The 21321-nt window shown below is 63.5% G+C and carries 24 protein-coding genes; 16 read left to right on the top strand and 8 right to left on the bottom strand.

Going from position 1 to position 21321, the window contains the following annotated elements; genetic code table 11:
- The first annotated feature begins 321 nt into the window (after positions 1 to 321).
- Positions 322 to 1464 (top strand): hypothetical protein, encoded by a 1143-nt coding sequence (locus AC1D1N_RS14030; protein ID WP_477349176.1) that lies wholly within the window; start codon positions 322 to 324, stop codon positions 1462 to 1464.
- 3 nt (positions 1465 to 1467) lie between these two features.
- On the opposite strand, the gene dprA is transcribed toward AC1D1N_RS14030, so the two are convergent.
- From dprA to AC1D1N_RS14010, 4 genes are read right to left on the bottom strand one after another with little or no spacing between them, the layout of a single operon-like run.
- Entirely contained in the window at positions 1468 to 2604 is a 1137-nt protein-coding gene (gene dprA / locus AC1D1N_RS14025; protein ID WP_436259846.1) for a DNA-processing protein DprA, read from the bottom strand.
- Positions 2601 to 3206, bottom strand: a complete 606-nt coding sequence (gene plsY, locus AC1D1N_RS14020; protein WP_352586912.1) for a glycerol-3-phosphate 1-O-acyltransferase PlsY — start codon at positions 3204 to 3206, stop codon at positions 2601 to 2603. The genes dprA and plsY overlap by 4 nt, the downstream gene beginning before the upstream one ends.
- 56 nt (positions 3207 to 3262) lie before the next feature.
- A complete protein-coding gene (locus AC1D1N_RS14015; RefSeq protein WP_436259847.1) occupies positions 3263 to 4549 on the bottom strand; it encodes a dihydroorotase in 1287 nt (428 codons plus the stop codon).
- Entirely contained in the window at positions 4546 to 5511 is a 966-nt protein-coding gene (locus tag AC1D1N_RS14010) for an aspartate carbamoyltransferase catalytic subunit (RefSeq protein ID WP_477349174.1), read from the bottom strand. Before AC1D1N_RS14010 ends, AC1D1N_RS14015 begins: the two co-directional genes overlap by 4 nt.
- 158 nt (positions 5512 to 5669) lie before the next feature.
- Here AC1D1N_RS14010 and AC1D1N_RS14005 point away from each other — a divergent pair, with 158 nt between their 5' ends.
- The 3 genes from AC1D1N_RS14005 to AC1D1N_RS13995 all read left to right on the top strand — a co-directional run bounded on the left by AC1D1N_RS14005 (position 5670) and on the right by AC1D1N_RS13995 (position 8376).
- Positions 5670 to 7298 carry a DNA alkylation response protein gene (locus AC1D1N_RS14005; protein ID WP_436259849.1) on the top strand — a complete coding sequence of 543 codons (1629 nt, stop codon included), beginning with the start codon at positions 5670 to 5672 and terminating at the stop codon, positions 7296 to 7298.
- Positions 7299 to 7426: 128 nt separating this feature from the next.
- Positions 7427 to 8035: a hypothetical protein gene (locus AC1D1N_RS14000; protein ID WP_477349512.1), complete on the top strand. Its 609-nt coding sequence runs from the start codon at positions 7427 to 7429 to the stop codon at positions 8033 to 8035.
- Positions 8035 to 8376 carry a DUF6105 family protein gene (locus AC1D1N_RS13995; RefSeq protein WP_112561608.1) on the top strand — a complete coding sequence of 114 codons (342 nt, stop codon included), beginning with the start codon at positions 8035 to 8037 and terminating at the stop codon, positions 8374 to 8376. The genes AC1D1N_RS14000 and AC1D1N_RS13995 overlap by 1 nt, the downstream gene beginning before the upstream one ends.
- On the opposite strand, the gene ruvX is transcribed toward AC1D1N_RS13995, so the two are convergent.
- Positions 8294 to 8800, bottom strand: a complete 507-nt coding sequence (gene ruvX, locus AC1D1N_RS13990; RefSeq protein WP_477349172.1) for a Holliday junction resolvase RuvX — start codon at positions 8798 to 8800, stop codon at positions 8294 to 8296. The two genes, AC1D1N_RS13995 and ruvX, sit on opposite strands and share 83 nt — an antisense overlap.
- 134 nt (positions 8801 to 8934) lie before the next feature.
- On the opposite strand from ruvX, the gene AC1D1N_RS13985 reads away from it, so the two are divergent.
- The 8 genes from AC1D1N_RS13985 (at position 8935) to AC1D1N_RS13950 (ending at position 14807) form a co-directional block, all read left to right on the top strand.
- Positions 8935 to 9642: a metal-dependent hydrolase gene (locus AC1D1N_RS13985; RefSeq protein ID WP_436259851.1), complete on the top strand. Its 708-nt coding sequence runs from the start codon at positions 8935 to 8937 to the stop codon at positions 9640 to 9642.
- A 74-nt stretch (positions 9643 to 9716) separates the two neighbouring features.
- Complete coding sequence (locus AC1D1N_RS13980; RefSeq protein WP_162712131.1) at positions 9717 to 10103, top strand: hypothetical protein; 387 nt, start codon at positions 9717 to 9719, stop codon at positions 10101 to 10103.
- 165 nt (positions 10104 to 10268) lie between these two features.
- Positions 10269 to 11084 (top strand): radical SAM protein, encoded by an 816-nt coding sequence (locus AC1D1N_RS13975; RefSeq protein ID WP_436259852.1) that lies wholly within the window; start codon positions 10269 to 10271, stop codon positions 11082 to 11084.
- A gap of 70 nt (positions 11085 to 11154) precedes the next feature.
- Entirely contained in the window at positions 11155 to 11442 is a 288-nt protein-coding gene (gene gatC / locus AC1D1N_RS13970) for an Asp-tRNA(Asn)/Glu-tRNA(Gln) amidotransferase subunit GatC (RefSeq protein ID WP_112618355.1), read from the top strand.
- Between the two features lie 7 nt (positions 11443 to 11449).
- On the top strand, positions 11450 to 11905 hold the full coding sequence (locus tag AC1D1N_RS13965; RefSeq protein WP_477232627.1) for a GNAT family N-acetyltransferase: 456 nt from the start codon (positions 11450 to 11452) through the stop codon (positions 11903 to 11905).
- The gene (locus AC1D1N_RS13960) at positions 11905 to 13470 is read left to right on the top strand and encodes an amidase (protein WP_477349169.1); all 1566 of its coding nucleotides are present in this window, start codon (positions 11905 to 11907) and stop codon (positions 13468 to 13470) included. Before AC1D1N_RS13965 ends, AC1D1N_RS13960 begins: the two co-directional genes overlap by 1 nt.
- 1 nt (position 13471) lies before the next feature.
- Positions 13472 to 14002 carry a hypothetical protein gene (locus AC1D1N_RS13955; protein ID WP_477349167.1) on the top strand — a complete coding sequence of 177 codons (531 nt, stop codon included), beginning with the start codon at positions 13472 to 13474 and terminating at the stop codon, positions 14000 to 14002.
- A 7-nt stretch (positions 14003 to 14009) separates the two neighbouring features.
- Positions 14010 to 14807: a YdcF family protein gene (locus AC1D1N_RS13950; protein WP_477349166.1), complete on the top strand. Its 798-nt coding sequence runs from the start codon at positions 14010 to 14012 to the stop codon at positions 14805 to 14807.
- On the opposite strand, the gene AC1D1N_RS13945 is transcribed toward AC1D1N_RS13950, so the two are convergent.
- Entirely contained in the window at positions 14756 to 15499 is a 744-nt protein-coding gene (locus AC1D1N_RS13945; protein WP_436259856.1) for a DUF599 domain-containing protein, read from the bottom strand. The genes AC1D1N_RS13950 and AC1D1N_RS13945 overlap by 52 nt on opposite strands.
- 44 nt (positions 15500 to 15543) lie before the next feature.
- Positions 15544 to 16233 (bottom strand): cysteine hydrolase family protein, encoded by a 690-nt coding sequence (locus AC1D1N_RS13940; RefSeq protein WP_436259857.1) that lies wholly within the window; start codon positions 16231 to 16233, stop codon positions 15544 to 15546.
- Positions 16234 to 16444: 211 nt separating this feature from the next.
- On the opposite strand from AC1D1N_RS13940, the gene AC1D1N_RS13935 reads away from it, so the two are divergent.
- From AC1D1N_RS13935 to AC1D1N_RS13920, 4 genes are all read left to right on the top strand, one after another.
- Positions 16445 to 17848, top strand: a complete 1404-nt coding sequence (locus tag AC1D1N_RS13935; RefSeq protein ID WP_112561620.1) for an L-serine ammonia-lyase — start codon at positions 16445 to 16447, stop codon at positions 17846 to 17848.
- Positions 17849 to 17926: 78 nt separating this feature from the next.
- The gene (locus tag AC1D1N_RS13930; RefSeq protein ID WP_112561621.1) at positions 17927 to 18358 is read left to right on the top strand and encodes a DUF1489 family protein; all 432 of its coding nucleotides are present in this window, start codon (positions 17927 to 17929) and stop codon (positions 18356 to 18358) included.
- Between the two features lie 101 nt (positions 18359 to 18459).
- Positions 18460 to 19191 carry a VWA domain-containing protein gene (locus AC1D1N_RS13925; RefSeq protein WP_112561622.1) on the top strand — a complete coding sequence of 244 codons (732 nt, stop codon included), beginning with the start codon at positions 18460 to 18462 and terminating at the stop codon, positions 19189 to 19191.
- Complete coding sequence (locus AC1D1N_RS13920) at positions 19191 to 19889, top strand: DnaJ domain-containing protein (RefSeq protein WP_436259859.1); 699 nt, start codon at positions 19191 to 19193, stop codon at positions 19887 to 19889. Before AC1D1N_RS13925 ends, AC1D1N_RS13920 begins: the two co-directional genes overlap by 1 nt.
- 46 nt (positions 19890 to 19935) lie before the next feature.
- On the opposite strand, the gene AC1D1N_RS13915 is transcribed toward AC1D1N_RS13920, so the two are convergent.
- Complete coding sequence (locus AC1D1N_RS13915) at positions 19936 to 21315, bottom strand: SPOR domain-containing protein (RefSeq protein WP_477349162.1); 1380 nt, start codon at positions 21313 to 21315, stop codon at positions 19936 to 19938.
- Positions 21316 to 21321: the final 6 nt, after the last annotated feature.

Here is a 21321-nt window from a genome sequence, read left to right as displayed (position 1 = left end):
TGTGTCGGCCGCGTCCTTCTCGTCTGCTGCGAGCCGCTTGAACCTTGCGTTTTGCTCCCGGATCTCGTCATCGGCATACGCATGGCTGGCGAGTGATAGCCTTGCCGCTCGCCGCGTCGAAGTCGTAGTGCTTGCATTCGTTTGGCGTTGAGGTGCTGACTTTCAACAGTAGGTCATGGGTTCGAATCCCATCGCGCTCACCGATACCACTCGCAAAATGACAAGACGAACCTCGCGCCTGCATCGGCCCAGAGCAGCTTCCAACCTTGTCGCCACACCCGCCGCTGGCTAAACTCGACCTTCCCAGGGGAGGGTTCGAAGATGGCACTTCAGCTTTCGGCGGATGCTGTAGCTCCTAAGGCGGCGACACCTCAGAAGTATCTCTTCGGCCCGGTCGCCGATTTCCTCATGCTGGGCGGCAGCGCTTTTCTCATCCTGCCGGTGCTGTTTCTCGTTCCGCTCGAGTATGAGGGTCCGGTAGCCGCAACGATGGTCTTCGTGGCCTATCTCGTGAACTATCCCCACTTCGCCCACTCCTACCAGCTTTTCTATCGCAATTTCACGCGCAAGGTGTCCGGCGACGGCTACGACCGGAGCCTGCAACTCCGCTACATCTTTGCGGGCATTGTCGTGCCCCTGGTCATGGCCGGGTTCTTTGCCTATGGCGCGGCGGCGGCGAACACGCGGCTGCTCGGCTATGCAACCAACGCCATGTTCTTTTTCGTCGGCTGGCACTACGTCAAGCAGGGCTACGGCATGCTGATGGTGGATGCGGTGCTCAAGCGCAAATTCTTCGACGACCGCGACAAGAAGGTGTTGCTGGTCAATTCCTACACCGTGTGGATCCTGGCGTGGCTGCAGACCAACACCGCAGTCACCCAGGGCAAATATTACGGGCTGGACTATTACACATTCGCCGCCCCTTCCTGGATTGCCGACATTGCCCTGCTGGCGGCCGTAGCGTCGACGGCGGCCACGCTTTTGATGTTGGTCAATCGCTGGCGAAAGAACGGCGGCGGTCTGCCCTATAACGGCCTGGTGGCCTATGTCGCGTCGCTCTATCTGTGGATCCTGATTGCCAGAATAAACCCGCTCTGGCTGCTGATCGTGCCCGCGCTCCACTCGCTGCAGTATCTGGCCGTGGTCTGGCGCTACCAGACAAACGTCGAGCGCGACAGCTCCGATGCCGAAAGCGATCCGCAGCCGAAGGTCCTGTCCTTTCTCGGCCCTCTCTACAGGTTCCGGCTCCTCGGCTTTATCGTCGGCGGCACCGCCCTTGGCTATCTCGGTTTCTGGCTTATCCCGTCCGCGCTGACGGCTTTGGTCCCCTATGACAGGCAAGTCCTGGGATCATCGCTGTTCTTCTTCATCGTGCTGATCTTCATCAACGTGCATCATTATTTTCTGGACAATGTGATGTGGCGCCGTGGCAATCCGGAGGTATCGCGGTATCTGTTCCGCTAGCCGTCAGGAGCCGTCGAACACCAGCGAGACATTGCCGCCGGCGTGGCGCTCGATGCGGCCGGCAAGGTCGAGTTCAAGCAGCACCATCGACACCTGGGCGGCGTTGAGGCCGGTGTGGCGGATGATTTCATCCACCGCCACCGGAGTCGGCCCCAACACTTCGAGCACGCCGCTGCGCTCGTCCTCGCCGGGCGGCGGCGTTGCCGAAAAGTCGGGCGCCTTTTCCGAGGACGCCGCCATGGGCGGCCGCGTGCCGGCCAAGGGCGCGATCGCGCCGGAAACATCGGATGCCTCGGTGACCAGGGTGGCGCCGTCCTTGAGCAGGCCGTTCGAGCCAGCGCAGCGTGGATCGAGCGGTGAACCCGGCACGGCAAAGACCAGCCGGCCCATTTCGCCGGCCAGGCGCGCGCTGATCAGCGAGCCGGAGCGTTGCGCCGCCTCAATCACCACCAGTCCGAGGGCCGCACCCGCGACAAGCCGGTTGCGGCGCGGAAAATCCTGCGCCCGCGGCTGCCAGCCGAACGGCATCTCCGAAATAACGGCACCGCCACGTTCGGCAATGTCGTCGCACAAGCCGGCATTTTCGGGCGGGTAGGGGACGTCGAGCCCGCCGGCCAGCACCCCAATCGTGCCTGTCGAGAGACTGCCCTGATGTGCCGCCGTGTCGATGCCGCGCGCCAGGCCCGAGACAATGGCATAGCCGTCGCGGCCAAGATCCGCCGCCAGCATGCGCGCCATCTTGATCCCGGCCAGCGAAGCGTTGCGGGCGCCGACAATGGCAACGGCCGGCAGGCGAAACACCGCGGCTTCGCCCTTCATGGCGATCAGCGGCGGCGGATTGTCCATGTTTTTCAGCATCGGCGGGTAGTCGGCCTCGCCGATGCCGACGAAGCGGGCGCCGTTCTCGCCGGCCGCCTCCAGTTCCGCTTCGGCCTCGGCGATGGAGGGAATGCGGACGATTTTTCTGGCGCCGCCCGAAATCATCAGCTCGGGCAGCATCTCAAGCGCTGTCTCGGCCGAGCCGAAGCGGTTGATCAATTCGCGAAACGAGGCCGGGCCGACATTTTGCGTGCGGATCAGCCGCAGCCAGCTCAGCCGCTGCCGGTCGCTGAGGCGCGGCCCGGCGGCAGGCTTGCTCATCCCTTGGCTCCAATCTTACCCTCGGTGCCGGCAAGCAGGCGCGAAATGTTGGCGCGGTGTTTTACAATGACGATCAGGCTCATCACCACGAACAGCCCGGCGACCTCAGGCGTGCTCCAGAAATAAAGCGCGATCGGCACGACGACCGCTGCCGTCAGCGCCGCCAGCGAGGAGTAGCGAAACAGGAAAGCCATCGCCAACCAGACGACGATGAAGATCAACGCCACATGCCAGCCGAGCGCGATCAGCACGCCGAGATAGGTCGCCACGCCCTTGCCGCCCTTGAAACCAAGCCAGACCGGAAACAGATGGCCAAGGAAGGCGCCGAGGCCCGCCCAGAGTCCAAGGCCGGCCCACGGTCCGAAGTCGTGCCCATAATGGCGCGCGATCATCACCGCCGCCGTGCCCTTCAGCGCGTCGAGCACCAGCGTCGCGGCGGCCAGGCCCTTATTGCCGGTGCGCAGCACATTGGTGGCGCCGATATTGCCGGAGCCGATCTTGCGCACGTCGCCGAGACCGGCGGCGCGGGTGATCAGCAGGCCGAAGGGAATCGAGCCCAGGAGATAGCCGAACAGCAATGCCAGGATAACGTTGTAACTCATTGTTTCCCCCCGCATTTCCCTGGCAGCAAATCGACGTGCAATGGGCCGCGATTGCCCTAGGCTGAAAACACTGTGCGGCCCGCCACCAGCGTTTGCAAGACCATGCCCTGCAGCCGCGCACCTTCGAAACAGGTGTTTTTCGAGCGCGAACGGATACCGCTTTCGCTGACGATCCAGGGTTCTTCCAGATCGACGACTGCAAGATCAGCCGGAGCGCCAGGCTTCAGCGTGCCGCCGGGCAGGCCGAACAGTTTCGCCGGCGCGGTCGACAGCGTCTCGACCAGCCTGAGCAGCGGCACATCGCCATTGTGGTAGAGCCGAAGCGCTGCGCCCAGCAACGTCTCCAGCCCGATGGCGCCAGCGGCGGCATCGGCGAAGGGCAGGCGCTTGGTATCGACATCCTGCGGGTCGTGCGAGGAGACGATGATGTCGATCGTGCCGTCCTTGACCGCTTCGATCATCGCCATCCGATCTTCCTCGGTGCGCAGCGGCGGCGTCAGCCGGAAGAAGGTGCGGTATTCCCCGACATCGTTCTCGTTGAGTGACAGGTTGTGGATTGCCACACCCGCCGTGACATTGGCTTGGTCGGCCTTCGCCCGCGTCACCGCTTGCGCTGATATCGCCGTCGAGATCTTTGCCGCGTGGTAGGCGCCGCGTGTCAACCGCGCCAACGCCAGGTCGCGCTCCAGCGGGATGGACTCGGCCTCGCGTGGAATGCCGGCTAGGCCAAGCCAGCTGGCATAGAGGCCTTCATTCATCACGCCTGCCGAGGCGAGATCGCCATCCTGCGTCTCATGCGCGATGACGCCGCCGAAATCGCGGGCATAGGTCAGTGCCCGGCGCATCACCAGCGCGCTGGATATTGTATGCCGGCCGTCGGTGAAGGCGACCGCGCCGGCCTCGCGCAGCAGGCCGAACTCGGTCATTTCGCGACCGGCAAGGCCCTTGGTGATCGCCGCCGCCGGGAAGATATTGACGATTGCGGTGTCCCGGGCAGTGCGCAGCACGAATTCGACCAGCGCGACATTGTCGATCACCGGGTCGGTGTCGGGCATCATGACGACGGAGGTGACGCCCCCGGCCGCCGCCGCAACGCTTGCCGATGCAATCGTCTCGCGGTGTTCGCCACCGGGCTCGCCGATGAAGACGCGCGCATCGATCAGGCCGGGGATAATCGTCTTCCCGGCGCAGTCGACGACTGTGGCTCCCGCCGGCACCCCCTGGTTCGAGGCAGCCTTGCCGGCAGCAACGATCTTACGGCCCTCGACGATGACGGTGCCGACTTCATCGATGCCCCGCGACGGGTCGACGATACGGGCGCGCTCAAAGACCGTCGTGCTCATGCGCCTCGGCCCTCTGCGTTGCGGCGGGGATCAAGCAGCGCTTCCATCACCGCCATGCGCACGGCGACACCCATTTCGACCTGTTCCTGGATGACACTTTGCGGGCCGTCAGCGATTTCGGACGCGATCTCGACGCCGCGGTTCATCGGTCCGGGATGCATAACCAGTGCGTCATCCTTGGCCGCCTTCAGCTTTTCGACATCGAGGCCGAAATAGCGGAAATATTCGCGCACCGACGGCACGAAGGCGCCTTCCATGCGCTCGCGCTGCAGGCGCAGCATCATCACCACGTCGGCGCCTTTCAGCCCTTCAGCCATCGAGCGCGAGACGATGACACCCATTTTCTCGACGCCGGACGGCAACAGCGTGGACGGCGCGACGACCCGCACCTGCGCGCCGAGCGCGTTCAAGAGCATGATGTTGGAGCGCGCCACGCGCGAATGCAGGATGTCGCCGCAGATCGCCACGATCAGCTTCGACAGCGGCCCCTTGGCGCGGCGGATGGTCAGCGCGTCGAGCAGCGCCTGCGTCGGATGCTCATGTGCGCCGTCGCCCGCATTGACCACCGAGCAGCCGACTTTCTGTGCCAGAAGCGCGGCGGCGCCCGCCGACTGGTGGCGGATGATGAGGATGTCAGGGCGCATGGCGTTCAGCGTCATCGCCGTGTCGATCAGCGTTTCGCCCTTCTTCACCGAAGAACTCGCCACCGACATGTTCATGACGTCGGCGCCAAGCCGTTTACCGGCCAGCTCGAACGACGATTGCGTGCGGGTCGAGGCTTCGTAAAAGAGGTTGATCTGGGTACGGCCGCGCAGCGTCGAGGTTTTCTTCTCGGATTGCCGGGAAATGGCGACGGCGCGATCGGCCCGGTCGAGCAAAAGCTCGATATCGGCGGGGGAAAGATCGCGGATGCCCAGAAGATGGCGATGAGGATAAAGCGGCAGGGACGAAGCGTCGGTCATCTCAAGGCGCTGCTATAGGGGGGAGAATTCCTTGCTGCAAGCGCCAGCTTGGGATTGCGGCCTTTCTCCCCGGTATTTTCGTCGCGCGCTCCGGCAAGCTTGGGCTATATCTAGCCGATGGCTTCGGATTCGAAGCCTTCGTAACGTAAGGACTGTCCGTGACCGACGACGTGACCAACCAGCCGCCGCCGCTGACGGGCGGCAACGCTTGGCGGGGCGATCCGTTGCTGATCCAGCTCGCCGAACGCTTTTCCGATCCGGTGCGCAAGGATCTCGACGGGCTTGGCCGCTTCGTCCTGACGCAGGAAGCGCAGGAGCTGGCGCGTCTTGCCAATGTCGAGACGCCCAAGCTCCGCACGCATGACCGCCAGGGCCGGCGGATCGACCAAGTCGAATTCCATCCGGCCTATCATGCGCTGATGCGGCGCTCGGTCGCCGGCGGGCTGCATTCCTCGATCTGGGAAAACGGCGACAGCGAGATCGGCCGCCGCCATCAGGTCCGCGCCGCGCGTTTCTACCTGACAGCCGAGCTCGAAACCGGGCACCTGTGCCCCATCACCATGACCAGCGCTTCACTGGCCGCGTTGATGGCCAGCCCAAAGCTGTTTCGCGAATGGGCGCCGCGCGTGACGACGCGCAAATACGACCAGAGCCAGAAGCCGCCGGTCGAAAAGACCGGGCTGACGCTCGGCATGGGCATGACCGAAAAGCAGGGTGGCACCGACGTGCGCGCCAACACCACAAGGGCCGAGCGCGCCGGCAGCGGTTTTTATCGCCTCACCGGCCACAAATGGTTCATGTCGGCGCCGATGTCAGACGCTTTTCTCGTGCTTGGACAGGCGCCGGAAGGGCTTTCCTGCTTTCTCGTCCCGCGCATCCTCGGCAACAGCTCCGGCAACGGCTTCCGTTTCCAGCGGCTGAAGGACAAGCTCGGCAACCGCTCCAACGCCTCCTCGGAAGTGGAATTCGTCAATGCCATCGGCGAGATGGTCGGCGAGCCCGGTGCCGGGGTGAAGACGATCATGGACATGGTCACCTTGACCCGGCTCGACTGCGCTGTCGCCTCGTCGGCGATCATGCGCGCCGGCTTGGCCGAAGCCGTCCATCACACTCGCCACCGCCAGGTGTTCGGTTCGACATTGATCGAACAGCCGCTGATGCAGCGTGTGCTGGCCGACATGGCGCTCGATGTCGCCGCCGCCACAGCGCTCTCGTTCCGGCTAGCGCGTTCTTTCGACGAGGCGGCCAGCGACCGCGGCGAGGCGGCTTTTGCCCGCGCCATGACGCCGGTGGTCAAATACTGGGTCTGCAAGATCGCGCCGCCGCTGCTCTACGAGGCGATGGAATGCCTCGGCGGCAATGGCTATGTCGAGGAAGCGCCGCTCGCCCGCTACTATCGTGAAGCCCCGGTCAACGCGATCTGGGAGGGCTCCGGCAATGTCATGGCACTCGACGTGCTGCGCGTGCTTGGCCGCGCGCCCGGCCTGTTCGAGGAGGTGCTGGCCGGCATCGATCGCGATCTCGGCGCCGGCGGACGCGGCACCATCGGCGTGCTCAAGGCCGCCATGCAGGTCGCAGGCACCGATGAGGGGTCGGCCCGCCTGCTCACCGAGCAGCTGGCGCTGTCGGCGGCAGCGGCGGAATTGCGCCGGCTGGGGGCAGGGCGGATTGCCGATGCCTTTGTCGAGACGCGGCTCGCCGGTCAATGGCGCAACACCTATGGCATGCTCGATTCACGCCATGACGCGCGCATGATCATCGACACGCTCTATCCGCCGGTCAACTGAGGCCGGCTGCACAGCCTGTCACCGCGAATTTATCGCGACCTGTGGATGGACGTTAACCTTAACAAATGGTTTCCATTGCAGCGGCGGGCCGCAAAGCCCACTGTCTTTGTCACCAAAGCAGGAATGCCATGCGTGCCATTTTGACCTCTTTTCTGGCCTTGCACTGGGCAGTGGTTTTCGCCCTGCTGGCGTTCATCTGTATGGATGGAAACCGCGGCGTTGCGGGCGCTCTGGCGGTGCTCGGCGTCGTCGTGGAAAACACCCGTCTGGTCGATCTCGACAACGCTGCCGTCGTGGCGCCGCTGGCCATTGCGCTGCTGGTCGTCGCGGTGTTGTTTTGCTGGGTCTTCGTCGAGAGTTTGGTTAACGCCTCAGCGAGCCCCGACGGAGCCGATAGCGTGGCGCGGACCGCCTTTATTTCCGCATCCGCCGTCCTGTCGCTGATCCTGATCGGCGGCGCCGCGCAAGGCATCAACGGCCTGTTCATGGTTGTGGCCGTGCAACTGGCGGCACTTCTGGCCTCTTACCTCGCCATGCATGCCGAGCGGAGGTCGGTTTTGGCCGTCGCAGTTTCGCACGAGGCCGAGAGCCGCGACACTGCGCACGCTATGGCACAAGGCGCCGCGCACGGCTCCTTGCTGTCGCGCATTTCCGGCCGGCCGGACATTGGTCCCAGGGATGGCGGTCCCAGAGACGGTGGCCATAGAGGCGGCTCCAGCCGCAGGGACGGTCACTGATGCGCACTCTGTTCGCATTGTGGGCCGCCCCACTTGCTCTGTTCTGGGGCTGGTTCTTCCTGTCGCTCAACGACATCAATTTCGGCTACGTCATGCTCAGCCGGCAGCTGCATGACGTCGTGTTCCAGCTCTACGGCCAGATGCTGGGCATCGACCCGGCAATCATTCCGGGCATGGTGGCAAGAGCCTGCGTCTTTGACGGATTCCTGTTGATGGCATTGTGGGCGTTCCGGCGCCGCCGCAACATCGCCGCCTGGATCAGGCGCCAGACGGGAAGTCCGGTCCCGTCCGATCGGATGAGCCAAGCGACTGGAGTCGATCTAAAGCTCCCTGCAGAATAAAGGCGGCGGCCGCCGAATCGATCTTGCCGGCGCGCTTGGCGCGCGAGAAATCCATTTCGATCAACGTCCGCTCGGCGGCGACCGTCGACAGCCGCTCGTCCCACAGCACGAAGGGCAGGTCGGTCACGCCTGCCATGTTGCGCACGAAGGCGCGCGATTTCTGGGCGCGGGGACCTTCCGACCCGTCCATGTTGATGGGAAGGCCGAGCACGAACGCGCCGATATTGTCCTTCTGCAGTTGGGCAAGCAGCGCCGCCGCATCCAGCGAAAACTTCTTGCGCAGGATCACCGGGCGCGGATGGGCGAAGGACAGGCCCCGGTCGGAAACGGCGACGCCGATCGTCTTGTCGCCTAGATCCAGCCCGGCCAGCGTCCTGCCGCCTTCCAGGCGCGCCGGCAGATCCTCGATCGCTATGATGCCCAACGGCTTTCCCCAAACCAGTTTTACCGTGACAAAGCACCTGACACGTTCTTTTGAACCAGGAGCACACTATGTCACTTTAATTTCGCAGCCGGCGTTCTATCTTCCGGCGCAACCAAAATCGAGGAAAACGATTGATGAAATTGACCTGGTACGGACATTCGGCCTTTCGCATCGAGACATCAGGTGCGACCATCCTGATCGACCCCTATCTCATCGGCAATCCGTCATGGACGGGCGGCTGGGAGGGGCCGGCGGAGGGTGTCACCCATGTGCTTTTGACCCACGGCCACAATGACCATGTCAGCGGCGCGATGGAGGTGCTGAAGAAGAGCGGTGCGCAGCTGGTCGCCAACTACGAGATCTGCATGTACCTGGTCGGCAAGGGCGTCGACGGCAACAAGATCAACCCCGGCAATCTCGGCGGCACCGTCGATTGTGGCGCGTTCACCACCACCTTCGTGCAGGCGCTGCATTCCTCGTCGTTTGGCCTCGATGGTGGCCAGAACGTCTATCTCGGCAATCCGGGCGGGCTGGTCCTGCATTTTCCGGAAGACAAGACGCTCTACCACATGGGCGACACCGACATCTTCTCCGACATGGCGCTGATCAACGAATTGCACGAGCCGAAGATCGGCATCGTGCCGGTCGGCGACCGCTTCACCATGGGCGGTGCGGTGGCGGCCCTTGCCTGCCGGCGCTTCTTCCACTTCGGCACGGTCGTGCCCTGTCACTTCGGCACGTTCCCGATCATCGACCCAACGGCGGAAAAGTTCGTTGCGGGCCTCGAAGGATCGGGTGTTGACGTGGCCTTGCCAGCAATCGGCCAAACGATCACACTGTAGAGCGATCGCTTGGACGATCCCTTGTCGCAAAAGGGAATGAAACCATGGGTTTGAGAAGGACTCTTTGCGTGTCGATGCTGGTTGCGGCGTCACCCGCATCGGCCGCCGAGGACTTCATCAAGGGCGTCTATCTCCAAACCCAGGAGCTTTGTGCGCAAGCAAAAAAGGATACGCTGCAGACGCTGATCGACGCCGGCAATGTCATCCTGTCGGCGGACGGACTGCAAAGCGTCGAGTACAATTGCGAGTTCGTCCAGGTCACCAAGGCGACGGGCTCGCCGAGCTGGGCGGTCACCGCCATCTGCCAGGAGCCGGGCTTTCTTTTTCCCGACGTGCTTTCGATCACGCAGATGAACGCGACGCAAATCGACATCGTCTCGGTGCGCCCGACCGCCGACGAAGGCGAGCAGGCCGGCAATGGCGGCAGCTATTACCTGTGCGAAGGCGTGTCCCTGCCTTGAGCAATTCCAGGAAAAGTGTGGAGCGGTTTTCCGTCGGAATTGCGTAAAACAAAAAGGCTGAAATTTGCTTTCCGGCGAGATGATGCACCGCACACATCCGCATGCTAGCGTGACCCTATGGGGATGCTGAAACGGATGGGATTGCTTTTGCGGGGAGAGCAGCCGGTGTTCCGGAAGCTCGAACTGCATGTCGCACATGGCTGCAATCTGGCCTGCGAAAGCTGCTCGCACTATTCCAACCATGCCCATTCCGGCACGGTGTCGCTCAAGGATGCCGACCGCTGGATGGGGCTGTGGAGCCGGCGCGTCTCGGTCACCCGGTTTTCCCTGCTTGGCGGCGAACCCACCATCCATCCGCACTTGCCGCAATTTGTCGGTCTGGTGCGGCGGCATTGGCCGCACACACAGATCGAGATCGTCTCGAACGGCTTCTTCCTGCATCGCCACCCGACGCTGCCAACCATCCTTGCGGCGGACTCGGATGCCCGCCTTGTCATATCCGTGCATCATGATTCCGAAGAGTACCGCGAGCGGTTGAAACCGGTCTTCGCCTTGCTGGAGCAATGGCGGCAGGAACATGGATTCGTCGCCAGAGTGCGTCCAGCGCACAAGAACTGGACCCGGCGCTACGAAGGTTTTGGCGACACGATGCTGCCGTTCGAGGATGGCGACCCGCGCGCCAGCTGGGAGGCCTGTCCGGCTCGTCACTGCAAGCAGCTTTTCGATGGGCGCATCTGGAAATGTGCTCCCTTGGCCTATCTGCCGATGCAGAAGGCAAAATACCGGCTTTCCGACAAATGGGATGGCTATCTCGCCTATCGCCCGCTCGAACCGGATTGCTCCAACGCCGAGCTGAAAGACTTTGCCGCGCTCGAAGATGAGGCCGCCTGCGGTATGTGTCCGGCGAAGGAGCGGCTGTTCGAATTGCCGCTTCCGCTGCGTCAGAGGAAGGCCCGGGCCGGCACTGCAGCGCAGCCCTGAGCACGATCGATGTTGCGCGGCACGCGCCGCGCCGCTATAGCGCCATCTGGTTTTCCCAAAGGCTAAAGACATGTCCGTTGATCTGCAGACAGTGAAGCGCGTCGCGCGTCTCGCCCGCATTGCGGTGAGCGAGGAGGATGCCGAGCGCATGACCGGCGAGTTGAACGCCATTCTGGGCTTCGTCGAGCAGCTGAACGAGGTCGATGTCTCCGGCGTCGAGCCAATGACCTCGGTGACGCCGATGGAGATGAAGAAGCGCCAGGACATCGTCACCGACGGCAACAAAGCCGCCGACATCGTCGCCAACGCGCCGGCCACCGAAGAGAATTTCTTCCTCGTGCCGAAGGTCGTGGAGTAGGCGGCCGATGGCAATCGAGATCGCCATCGAAACGCCGTTGCAGGACGATGTCCGCGCTTTGGTCGAGGAGCTCAACGCGACGCTGCTCGAACTGACGCCGCCGGAGCACTGTTATCACCTGACGGTCGAGCAGATGGCCGGCGCAGACACCACCGTCTTCATAGCCCGCGACGACGGGCAGGCCATCGGCTGTGGCGCGCTGAAGCGCCATGATGCGACCGTCGGCGAGGTGAAGCGCATGTATACGCGGCCCTCGCATCGCGGCAGGAAGATCGGCGCCAAAATCGTCGAGCGGGTCGAGACGCTGGCGCGTCAAGAAGGATTGAAGCGCCTGGTGCTGGAAACCGGCGACCGCCATCCCGCGGCATGGACCGTCTATGAACGCGCCGGCTTCTCGCGCTGCGGTCCGGTGCTGGATTATCCCGATTCCGAGTGGTCGGTGTTTTACGAAAAGAGCCTTTGATGAGCGAACTGACCCATCTGACGATTTCGCAGGCCCGCGCCAAGCTGCGCGGCAAGGAGATTTCCGCCGCCGAGATCACCGAGGCCTATCTCTCGGCGATCGAGCGCGCCAATCCGGTGCTCAACGCCTACATCGTCGTCACCGGCGACAAGGCGCGCGATATGGCCAAGGCCTCCGACGCCAGGCTGGCCAAGGGCGAGGGCGGTGCGATGGAAGGCATCCCGCTCGGCATCAAGGACCTGTTCGGAACCGAGGGGGTCCACACCCAGGCCTGCAGCCATGTGCTGGACGGTTTCAAGCCGCGCTACGAATCGACCGTCACCGCCAACCTTTGGGCCGACGGCGCCGTCATGCTGGGCAAGCTCAACATGGACGAGTTCGCCATGGGCTCGTCCAACGAGACCTCCTATTACGGCCCGGTCGTCAATCCGTGGCGGCGCTCGCGCCTCGACACGGTGGTGATGCCGACCACGCATCAGGGCGATGGCGGTTTCGTTTCGGCCGGCGGCACCAAGACCGCACGCACTTTGGACAACGCGCAGCTGGTGCCGGGCGGTTCGTCGGGCGGCTCCGCTTCGGCCGTTTCGGCCTTCCTGTGCGCCGGCGCCACGGCCACCGACACGGGCGGCTCGATCCGCCAGCCCGCCGCCTTCACCGGTACGGTCGGCATCAAGCCGACGTATGGCCGCTGCTCGCGCTGGGGCATCGTCGCTTTCGCTTCGTCGCTCGACCAGGCCGGCCCGATCGCCCGCGACGTGCGCGACGCCGCGATCCTGTTGAAGTCGATGGCCTCGGTCGATGCCAAGGATACCACTTCGGTCGACCGTCCGGTGCCGGAGTACGAGGCGGCGATCGGCAAGCCGATCAAGGGCATGAAGGTCGGCATTCCCAGGGAATACCGCGTCGACGGCATGCCGGAAGAGATCGAGGCGCTGTGGCAGAAGGGCATTGCCTGGCTGAAGGATGCCGGCGCCGAGATCGTCGACATTTCACTGCCGCACACCAAATATGCTTTGCCGGCTTATTATATCGTCGCGCCCGCCGAAGCGTCGTCCAACCTCGCCCGCTACGACGGTGTCCGCTACGGCCTGCGCGTACCAGGCAAGGACATCGTCGACATGTATGAAAAGACCCGCGCCGCCGGTTTCGGCCGCGAGGTCAAGCGCCGCATCATGATCGGCACCTATGTGCTGTCTGCCGGCTATTACGACGCATACTATTTGCAGGCGCAGAAGGTGCGCAATCTGATCAAGCGCGACTTCGAGACCGTCTTTGCCGCCGGCGTCGACGTCATCCTGACGCCAGCAACGCCGTCCGCCGCCTTTGGCATCGCCGACGAGGACATGGCCGCCGATCCGGTGAAGATGTATCTCAACGACATTTTCACGGTGACCGTGAACATGGCCGGCCTGCCGGGCATCGCGGTTCCAGCCGGCCTCGACGCCAAGGGCCTGCCGCTCGGCTTGCAGTTGATCGGCCGTCCCTTCGATGAGGAAACCCTGTTCCAGACGGCTGCCGTCATCGAGCAGGCGGCGGGAACCTTCCAGCCGGAGAAGTGGTGGTAGCATGTCGCCGCCGTCTCGCATTTCCATCGTCGAGACGGGAAACGAATTGCTGATCACAAACCCACCACGCACCTCGGATTTCAGGACGGGCTTTGTCCTGATCGGGGCCGCGATCGTAGCCTACACCGGCTATATGGGATTGAGAGACACGTCGCCCGCAACGCTCACCAGCGGCACTCTCGGTCTGCTGTCGTTCGTGGCGATGATTGCCCTGTTCACCTATTTCCTCGGCAAGGATTTCATCTGGCTGGTCTTCGGCAAGGAAACGCTGCGGCTAAGCCACGCCGCAGCCATGCGCGACATCAGGGGCTCTTTGCAAAATCGTTCGTCATTGCCTTTGAAAGGGCACCTTAAGGTCGAAATCCTCGACCATACCTATCCGACGGATGAAGCGGGACTGTCGGAAGTCATCAGATTGACCAACGCGGATGGCGTCCTTGTTTTCGGCAGGGAGTTGAGCCGTCCCGAGGCCGAGGCTGTGGCGAGTGCGGTCGAGCACTTCATCGGCCGTCAAAATTCGAGCTGGCGATAGGCAGGCAATGTTCTTCTATCTCTCCAAGATCTTCTGGTTCTTCGTGCAGCCGCTCAATCTGGCGATCTTCCTGCTGCTGGCTGGTTTGCTCGCGGCGCTGATCGGCCGTCGGCGGCTCGCAGCCACCGGCAGTGTGCTCGCCTTCCTGATTCTCGCGCTGTCGGCATGGACGTCGCTCGGTGCCATGATGCTCAATCCGCTGGAGGAGCGCTTCCCGAGGTCACCGCTGCCGCAGAAGGTCGATGGCATCGTGGTGCTCGGCGGCGGTTTCGAAGGCGCCATCAATCTGGTGCGCGGCGGCTATGAGCTGAATTCCAGCGGCGACCGCATGATCGAGACAGCGATCCTCGCCCGGCGCTTTCCTGAGGCAAAGGTGGTTGTCTCCGGTGGCACCGGCGAATTGTTGCTGGAAGGCGAGGGCGATGCGGCCACCGCGCCGCGCCTGCTTGGGGCGCTCGGCGTCAGCGCCGATCGGCTGGTGCTCGAGAACAAATCCCGCAACACCTATGAGAACGCAGTCTTCAGCAAGGAATTGGTGACGCCGAAGCCGGGAGAGACGTGGCTGCTGCTGACCTCGGCCTTCCATATGCCGCGCTCCAAGGCGCTGTTCGACAAAGCCGGCTTTCCGACGATCCCGTGGCCTGTCGACTATCGCACCTCGGGAAAGGAAGGCTTTGGCCTGTTTCGCGACAACGCACCGGATTCGCTGCAGACCACCACCACGGCGATCCGCGAATGGATCGGGCTTGCCGCCTATTGGCTGTCGGGCCGGATCGACCAGCTTTTCCCTAGCCCCGGCGGCTGACCGATGACTGCTTGTCTGGCGGCCGAGAAGAACTGGCGCCGCACCAGAACCGCCAGAAGCAGCAGCGTTGACAAAACGAACACGACCGGGTCGACGAACCAGCCGAGATAGCCGATCGAGAAGAACACGGCGCGCAGGCCTGAATTGAAGTGCTTGCCGGCCAACATGTTCATGCGCGCCGCGCGCCACACCGCCGTTTCGCTGATCGGGTTGCGCGAGGCCTCGCCATGCGCGATCGGCACCGCGCCGATCAGGATCGTGCAGTAATTGAAGAGACGATAGGCCCAGCCGAACTTGAAGAAGGCGAAAGCCAGGATCAGCACCAGGCCGAAGACCTTGATCTGAAAGGCCGAGCGCGATGAGGTCGCGTTCAGCGGCAGGTCGTTCAGCACGGCAAGCACCTGGTCCGAGGCGCCGAGCAGCGCAAAGCAGCCGCCGAGCGCAATCAGCGAGCTCGAGGCGAAAAAGGCGGTGCCTTGCTGCAGGCCGCTCATGATGGCGGTGTCGACGATGCGGATCTCGCGCTCGGCCATGGTACGCATCCAGGCCTCGCGCTGCACGTTCATGGCCATCGTCAGCGATATCCGGCTGACCAGCTTGCCGTCGGACGCCAGCGTGTGCAGCCACCATGCGAGGAGGAAGAAAGCCAGCGCCGCGAGATCAGCCGTCGACAGATGAAAGGAATCGCCCATGCAACCCTTTTACCACAGGCCAGGCGCCCGTTTCGACGGCTGGCTCAGGCCGGCAAAGGCGCGGCCATGTGCAACGCCTCGATGACGCTGTCAGTCCTGGTGATCCATCCGAAAGCGTGTTCGAAGTTCCACAGCGTCGACTGGCGGTTAAAGTCGGGACCCGAATGGTTCATCGCGTCCTCGACCAGGATCGGCCAGAATTCCAGCATGTAGGCGTCGCGCGCGGTGGCATCGACGCAGATGTTGGTGGCGACGCCGGTGAACAGCAGATTTCGGATCTTGCGGGCGCGCAGATAGGATTCCAGGCCGGTGTTGCCAAAACCGCTGTAGCGCGATTTGCGGATGATCTGGTCGCCCGGCTCGGGCTTCAGCGCGTCGACGATCTGCCAATCCCAGCTGTTGTCGATCAACAGTCTGCCGGCAAGCTCGGGACGCTCGCGCATCATGACCATCCCCAGCTCCTTGTGATGGTTCGGGGACGATGGGTCTCCCGCATCGCTGAGATCGGGCTTGTACGACATCTGCAGGTAAATGACGCTGACGCCGGCCTCGCGTGCCGCCTTGAGCAGGCGCCTGTTGGCGTCGATAGCCGGTGCGGCGCCGGATATGTCGAAGCCGGCGAGGTCGAACATGCCCCCTTTCGAGGCAAAGGCGTTCTGCATGTCCACCACGACGACGGCAGTCTCGGCAGGCGCGATGCGCACCGGCTGCGGCCTGGCATTCAACGTAAGCACGGTTCTCTCCCTCGGCAGACGAGAAACAAACGCTGCGGGCGCACCCCGGGGCGCGATGTTCAGAATAGCCGCGCCGTCATGGTCGAGCAATCAATGTCGCTGCCGGAGCAAACAAGGTCGGCGGGTGCAGCGCTGCGTTTGTCAAAACAGCACAAACATCATGGAAAGTCCTATATGTAGGTCTTGATCCCATTTCCGGAGACGGCGCAGCGTGTTCCTTTCGGTTTTCGACCTGTTCAAGATCGGCATCGGGCCGTCGAGCTCGCACACGATGGGGCCGATGACGGCGGCGCGGCGGTTTCTCGACGAGATCGCCGGCGATGACTGGCCACGCCCGGCCGGCGTCAAGGTCGATCGGATCGGCGCCAGCCTGCACGGCTCGCTCGCCTATACCGGCATCGGCCATGGCTCGGACCGCGCTGTTGTTCTCGGCCTTGCCGGCCTGACACCGCAGACAGTCGACCCCGATCAGGCCGATACCATCGCCACGCGCATCGCCGCCGAGAAACGGATTTCGCCGCCCGGCCATCCCTCTTATCGCTTCGATCCGGCGACGGATCTGGTGCTCGACAGGAAGACGCCGCTCACCGGCCATGCCAACGGCATGGCGTTCTACGCCTACGATGCCGGCGACCGGTTGCTGCTCAAGCGCATCTATTATTCGATCGGCGGCGGCTTCGTGGTCTCGGAAGAAGAGCTGCAGCGGATGAAGGTGAAGGGCTCGGTGACGACCGAAGGCAAAAAGGTGCCTTACCCCTTCAAGAACGCTGTCGAGATGCTAAAGATGGCCGGCAAAAGCGGGCTGTCGATTGCCGATATGAAGCGTGTCAACGAAGAGGCGCATATGTCGCGCGAGGAGCTCGACAGCGGCCTCGATGCCATCTGGGGCGCCATGAAAGGCTGCATCGACCGCGGCCTGTCGCAGGACGGCATCATGCCGGGCGGCTTAAAAGTGCGCCGCCGCGCCCGCATGCTGCACGACAAGTTGCAGGAGCAGTGGCAGCAGAACAAGCCCAACCCGTTGCTCGCCAATGACTGGCTATCGATTTACGCCATGGCGGTGAACGAAGAAAACGCCGCCGGCGGCCGCGTCGTCACCGCGCCGACCAATGGCGCGGCCGGTACGCTGCCGGCCGTGCTGCGCTACTGGCTGCATTTCCATCCCGAGGCCGACCAGCCGAGCATCCGCGACTTCCTGCTGACCGCCGCAGCCGTCGGCGGCATCATCAAGACCAACGCTTCGATCTCCGGCGCCGAAGTCGGCTGCCAGGGCGAGGTGGGTTCGGCCTCGGCAATGGCCGCGGCTGGTCTCTGCGCCGTCATGGGCGGCACGCCCGAGCAGGTCGAGAACGCCGCCGAGATCGCGCTCGAACACCATCTCGGCATGACCTGCGATCCGGTCGGCGGTCTTGTGCAGGTGCCTTGCATTGAGCGCAATGCGCTTGGCGCCGTCAAGGCGGTGACCGCCGCTTCACTGGCCATCAAGGGCGATGGCGTCCATTTCGTGCCGCTCGATGCGGCCATCGAAACCATGCGCCAGACCGGCCTCGACATGAACGAGAAATACAAGGAAACCAGCCTTGGCGGCCTCGCCGTCAATGTCGTCGAATGTTGAAGGCTCAACGCCACTGGCACTGTGGAGAAGTCGGGCAGGGCCGTTGACGCAATCGCGCGCCGGACTAAACCTTAAGCGATGGCACTCAATCTCCTAAAACTGTGCGTTGGTTGCGACAGCGTCGAGGATCTCGAAGAGTGGATCGCCTTCCGTCTCGATGAGCGGCGGCGTGCCGGCGAGCCGGCCGAACACTGGCACACGACCCGCATGGTGCCGACGCGCGGCGCCGAGGTGACCGATGGGGGTTCGCTCTATTGGGTGATCAAGGGCAGCGTGCAATGCCGCCAGTTGATCACCGAAATCCGCCCCTTCACCGACGATGAAGGTATCGGCCGCTGCCATTTGATGCTCGATCCGGAGGTCGTGCGCACCGACTGGCAGCCGCGCCGCGCCTTCCAGGGCTGGCGCTACCTGAAACCGTCGGACGCGCCGGCCGATATCGGCAAGGGCAAGGCCGTCGAGATGCCGCCGAAGCTGAAGCGTGAGCTCGCCGATCTCGGTCTGCTCTAACGCCTGGGCCGGGCGTCCTGCCCGCTGTGCGATCGCTGGGCCCTTTATCTTGTCCGAGACTGGACTTGCAAGCAGCCCGGCAACGCCACATCTTGCTTCTCATGAGCGACAAGAAGCAGCCGGTGCCCGCAAGGGCCAACCCTGCGCCGGTCAAGCCTCAATCCAATGCCGGCGAGATCGACGCCTTTATCCGTCAGGCGCGGACACTTGCCGCGTCCGCGACCGGCTCCGGGCGGCTGATCCTGGCGCTCGACGCGACGATGAGCCGCCAGCCGACCTGGGATCTCGCCACCAAGCTGCAAGGCGAAATGTTCGATGCCGTCGGCAAGGCCGGAACCCTCAGCGTCCAACTTGCCTATTTTCGCGGGCTGGGAGAATGCCGGTCATCGGTCTTCGTTGCCGACACCGATGCCTTGAAGACGTTGATGACGCGCATCGTGTGCCGCAGCGGCACCACCCAAATCGGCAAGGTCCTCACCCATACGCTGAAGGAGACGGCGAAGGCGAAGGTCAATGCGCTGGTCTATATCGGCGACGCCATGGAAGAGAATATCGACGACTTGGCGCAGAAGGCCGGCAGCCTAGGCCTGCACGGCGTTCCCGTCTTCGTCTTCCAGGAAGGTCATGATTCCGGCGCAGAAAAGGCGTTCAAGGAGATCGCGCGGCTGTCCAAAGGGGCCTGGTTCCGGTTCGACCGGCGGGCTGCCGCGACCCTGGCCGGACTGCTTTCAGCCGTTGCCGTCTATGCGACCGGTGGATTGAAGGCGCTCGAGGCAAGGGATCGGCCGGGAGACCGGCTGTTGATCGAGCATCTCAGGGGCGGCGGGAATTGATGGGCGCAATCATTGCACTTGTTGCACTGTTTCTGGTGCTGCTTGGCGCGGCGACGATCTTCGTCCGCGCCGATCCGCAAAAACTGGCTAGCGGCATGCGCACGCTCGGACCGGTGCTTCTGGCGCTGGTTGGCCTCGCCATGCTGGTGGTCGGCCGCGAAGGCATTGCCGGCCTCATCCTGGCCGGGGCCCTTGCCTGGTATGGTTCGGTGCGGATGAAGCGGCCCACGGTCAGGCCGGCGCCCGGCAAGCGCTCAACGGTGCGCACCGCCGCGCTGGAGATGGAACTTGATCACGATACGGGCGGACTTGAAGGCCTGGTTCTGGCGGGCCGCCATGAAGGCAAGATGTTGGGCGCGATGGGCCTGCCCGAACTGCAGCAGCTTTACCGCGAGCTCCCCGGCGATCCGGAGAGCCGTCAGTTGCTAGAGACGTATCTTGACGGCCGTTTTCCCGTCTGGCGCAAAGACGCTGAGGCGAACGGTGGCGAAGGGTTGGGTGTTGCGCCAGGTGCGGGCGCCATGACTAAGGAGGAGGCCTACAAGGTCCTTGGTCTTGAAGCGGGGGCCGCCGCGGCGGATGTCCGCAAGGCGCACCGCCGCCTGATGCAGCGCCTGCACCCCGACATCGGCGGCACGTCTTTCCTGGCGGCGCGGATCAACGAAGCCAAGGACGTCTTGCTCTCCAATCACAACTAGTCTCCTTCGACGCAGTAAATTTCCGGGAGATGGTTCCGACGCCGCCCTATTGCTGGACGGCGTAGCAGGTAATTTTCTTCTTCTTCAAAGCGTTGCAGGCATTCCATGCGGCATCCTTCGAACCGAAACCGCCGAAGCGGGCGCGGTAATAGGTCTCGCCATCCTTGTCGAAAGCGACCGTAAAACCGGAGGCAGATGCAAGGATCTTCGGCGCCTGCTTGGCGGTCTTGTCGAGGAAAGCCTGGGCTTCGGACTGTTTGGGCGAAGACGCCACCTGTACCGCCCAACCGGACGGCACCGAGGCGGTGTTGACCGGATCGACCGCCGGAGGCGATGCTGGCGTGGGCTCGGCGTAGGCCGCGACCATTTGTGCCGTTTCGACCTTGGGCGCCGTCACGATGACGGTCTTGACCTTCCTGGTCTTGACGACGGGTGCGGGTTCTTCGACCGCGGCCACCGTTTGTTCGTCAGCAGACTGCTCGTCAGCAGATGTCGGATCGTCGTTGGACGCTACGGCATCGTCTTCAACCATCGGCTTGTCGTCGGGCGTCGGCGCGTCATGCTTGGGCAACAGCACCTTGGCCAACGCTCTGATCGGATTGTCGCCACCAGCCTTGGCGATCAGGGCGCCGCCGCCGCGGGTGGAGGCGCGCGGCATATAGGCGTTGATCAGCCCGGCCATCTGGTTGTCGCGGCTGCGGCCCGAGGTCCCGCCCATGACGACGGCAACGAGGCGGCGATTGCCGTCCGAAACCGATGAGACGAGGTTGAAGCCGGAGGCGCGGGTATAGCCGGTCTTGATGCCGTCGACGCCCTTGATGCGTCCTAGCAGGCGGTTGTGGCCGTTGATACGCTGGCGTCCGTAGAGAAAGGAGCGCTGCGAGAAATAGCCGTAATACTGCGGGTAATGTTCCCGGAGCGCGATGCCGAGCATCGCCATGTCGTGGGCGGTGGTGAACTGGCCGGGATCGGGCAGGCCGTTGGCATTGCGAAACACGGTGCCGTCCATGCCGAGCTGCCGCGCCTTGGCCGTCATCATGCGGGCGAAATTGCTCTCGCTGCCGCCGAGCAACTCGCCGAGCGCGGTCGCCGAATCGTTGGCCGACTTGGTCACCATCGACAGGATGGCGGTCTCGACCGAAACCGCTCCGCCGGCCTTGACGCCGAGTTTGGTCGGGGGCTCGGCCGCCGCTTTTGCCGAAAACGGCACCGGCGTGTTCTTGCTGATCCGCCCCTTCGCCATGGCTTCGAAGGTCAGATAGAGCGTCATCATCTTGGTCAGCGACGCCGGGTAGCGCCGGCCATTGGCATCGGACGAATAAAGCACCTTGCCGGTCTTGGCATCGACGACGATCGCCGACGACCTGGCGGCCATCGACGATGCGACATCCGCAACGACGAATGACATCGCCAAAGCGAGGATCATGATCGT

The sequence above is a fragment of the Mesorhizobium sp. P2_B5 genome, from assembly GCF_056404775.1.
This window is presented reverse-complemented; position numbering and strand designations above follow the sequence as displayed.

Coding starts and splice junctions, on each gene's coding strand:
- AC1D1N_RS13995 (WP_112561608.1), top strand. CDS start 8,035: ATGCGCACTCTGTTCGCATTGTGGGCCGCCCCACTTGCTCTGTTCTGG.
- AC1D1N_RS13945 (WP_436259856.1), bottom strand. CDS start 15,499: ATGGGCGATTCCTTTCATCTGTCGACGGCTGATCTCGCGGCGCTGGCT.
- AC1D1N_RS14015 (WP_436259847.1), bottom strand. CDS start 4,549: ATGAGCACGACGGTCTTTGAGCGCGCCCGTATCGTCGACCCGTCGCGG.
- AC1D1N_RS14030 (WP_477349176.1), top strand. CDS start 322: ATGGCACTTCAGCTTTCGGCGGATGCTGTAGCTCCTAAGGCGGCGACA.
- AC1D1N_RS13920 (WP_436259859.1), top strand. CDS start 19,191: ATGGGCGCAATCATTGCACTTGTTGCACTGTTTCTGGTGCTGCTTGGC.
- AC1D1N_RS13950 (WP_477349166.1), top strand. CDS start 14,010: ATGTTCTTCTATCTCTCCAAGATCTTCTGGTTCTTCGTGCAGCCGCTC.
- AC1D1N_RS14010 (WP_477349174.1), bottom strand. CDS start 5,511: ATGACCGACGCTTCGTCCCTGCCGCTTTATCCTCATCGCCATCTTCTG.
- AC1D1N_RS13980 (WP_162712131.1), top strand. CDS start 9,717: ATGCTGGTTGCGGCGTCACCCGCATCGGCCGCCGAGGACTTCATCAAG.
- gatC (WP_112618355.1), top strand. CDS start 11,155: ATGTCCGTTGATCTGCAGACAGTGAAGCGCGTCGCGCGTCTCGCCCGC.
- AC1D1N_RS13930 (WP_112561621.1), top strand. CDS start 17,927: ATGGCACTCAATCTCCTAAAACTGTGCGTTGGTTGCGACAGCGTCGAG.
- AC1D1N_RS13960 (WP_477349169.1), top strand. CDS start 11,905: ATGAGCGAACTGACCCATCTGACGATTTCGCAGGCCCGCGCCAAGCTG.
- AC1D1N_RS14000 (WP_477349512.1), top strand. CDS start 7,427: ATGCGTGCCATTTTGACCTCTTTTCTGGCCTTGCACTGGGCAGTGGTT.
- plsY (WP_352586912.1), bottom strand. CDS start 3,206: ATGAGTTACAACGTTATCCTGGCATTGCTGTTCGGCTATCTCCTGGGC.
- AC1D1N_RS13965 (WP_477232627.1), top strand. CDS start 11,450: ATGGCAATCGAGATCGCCATCGAAACGCCGTTGCAGGACGATGTCCGC.
- AC1D1N_RS13915 (WP_477349162.1), bottom strand. CDS start 21,315: ATGATCCTCGCTTTGGCGATGTCATTCGTCGTTGCGGATGTCGCATCG.
- AC1D1N_RS13925 (WP_112561622.1), top strand. CDS start 18,460: ATGAGCGACAAGAAGCAGCCGGTGCCCGCAAGGGCCAACCCTGCGCCG.
- AC1D1N_RS13985 (WP_436259851.1), top strand. CDS start 8,935: ATGAAATTGACCTGGTACGGACATTCGGCCTTTCGCATCGAGACATCA.
- AC1D1N_RS13955 (WP_477349167.1), top strand. CDS start 13,472: ATGTCGCCGCCGTCTCGCATTTCCATCGTCGAGACGGGAAACGAATTG.
- dprA (WP_436259846.1), bottom strand. CDS start 2,604: ATGAGCAAGCCTGCCGCCGGGCCGCGCCTCAGCGACCGGCAGCGGCTG.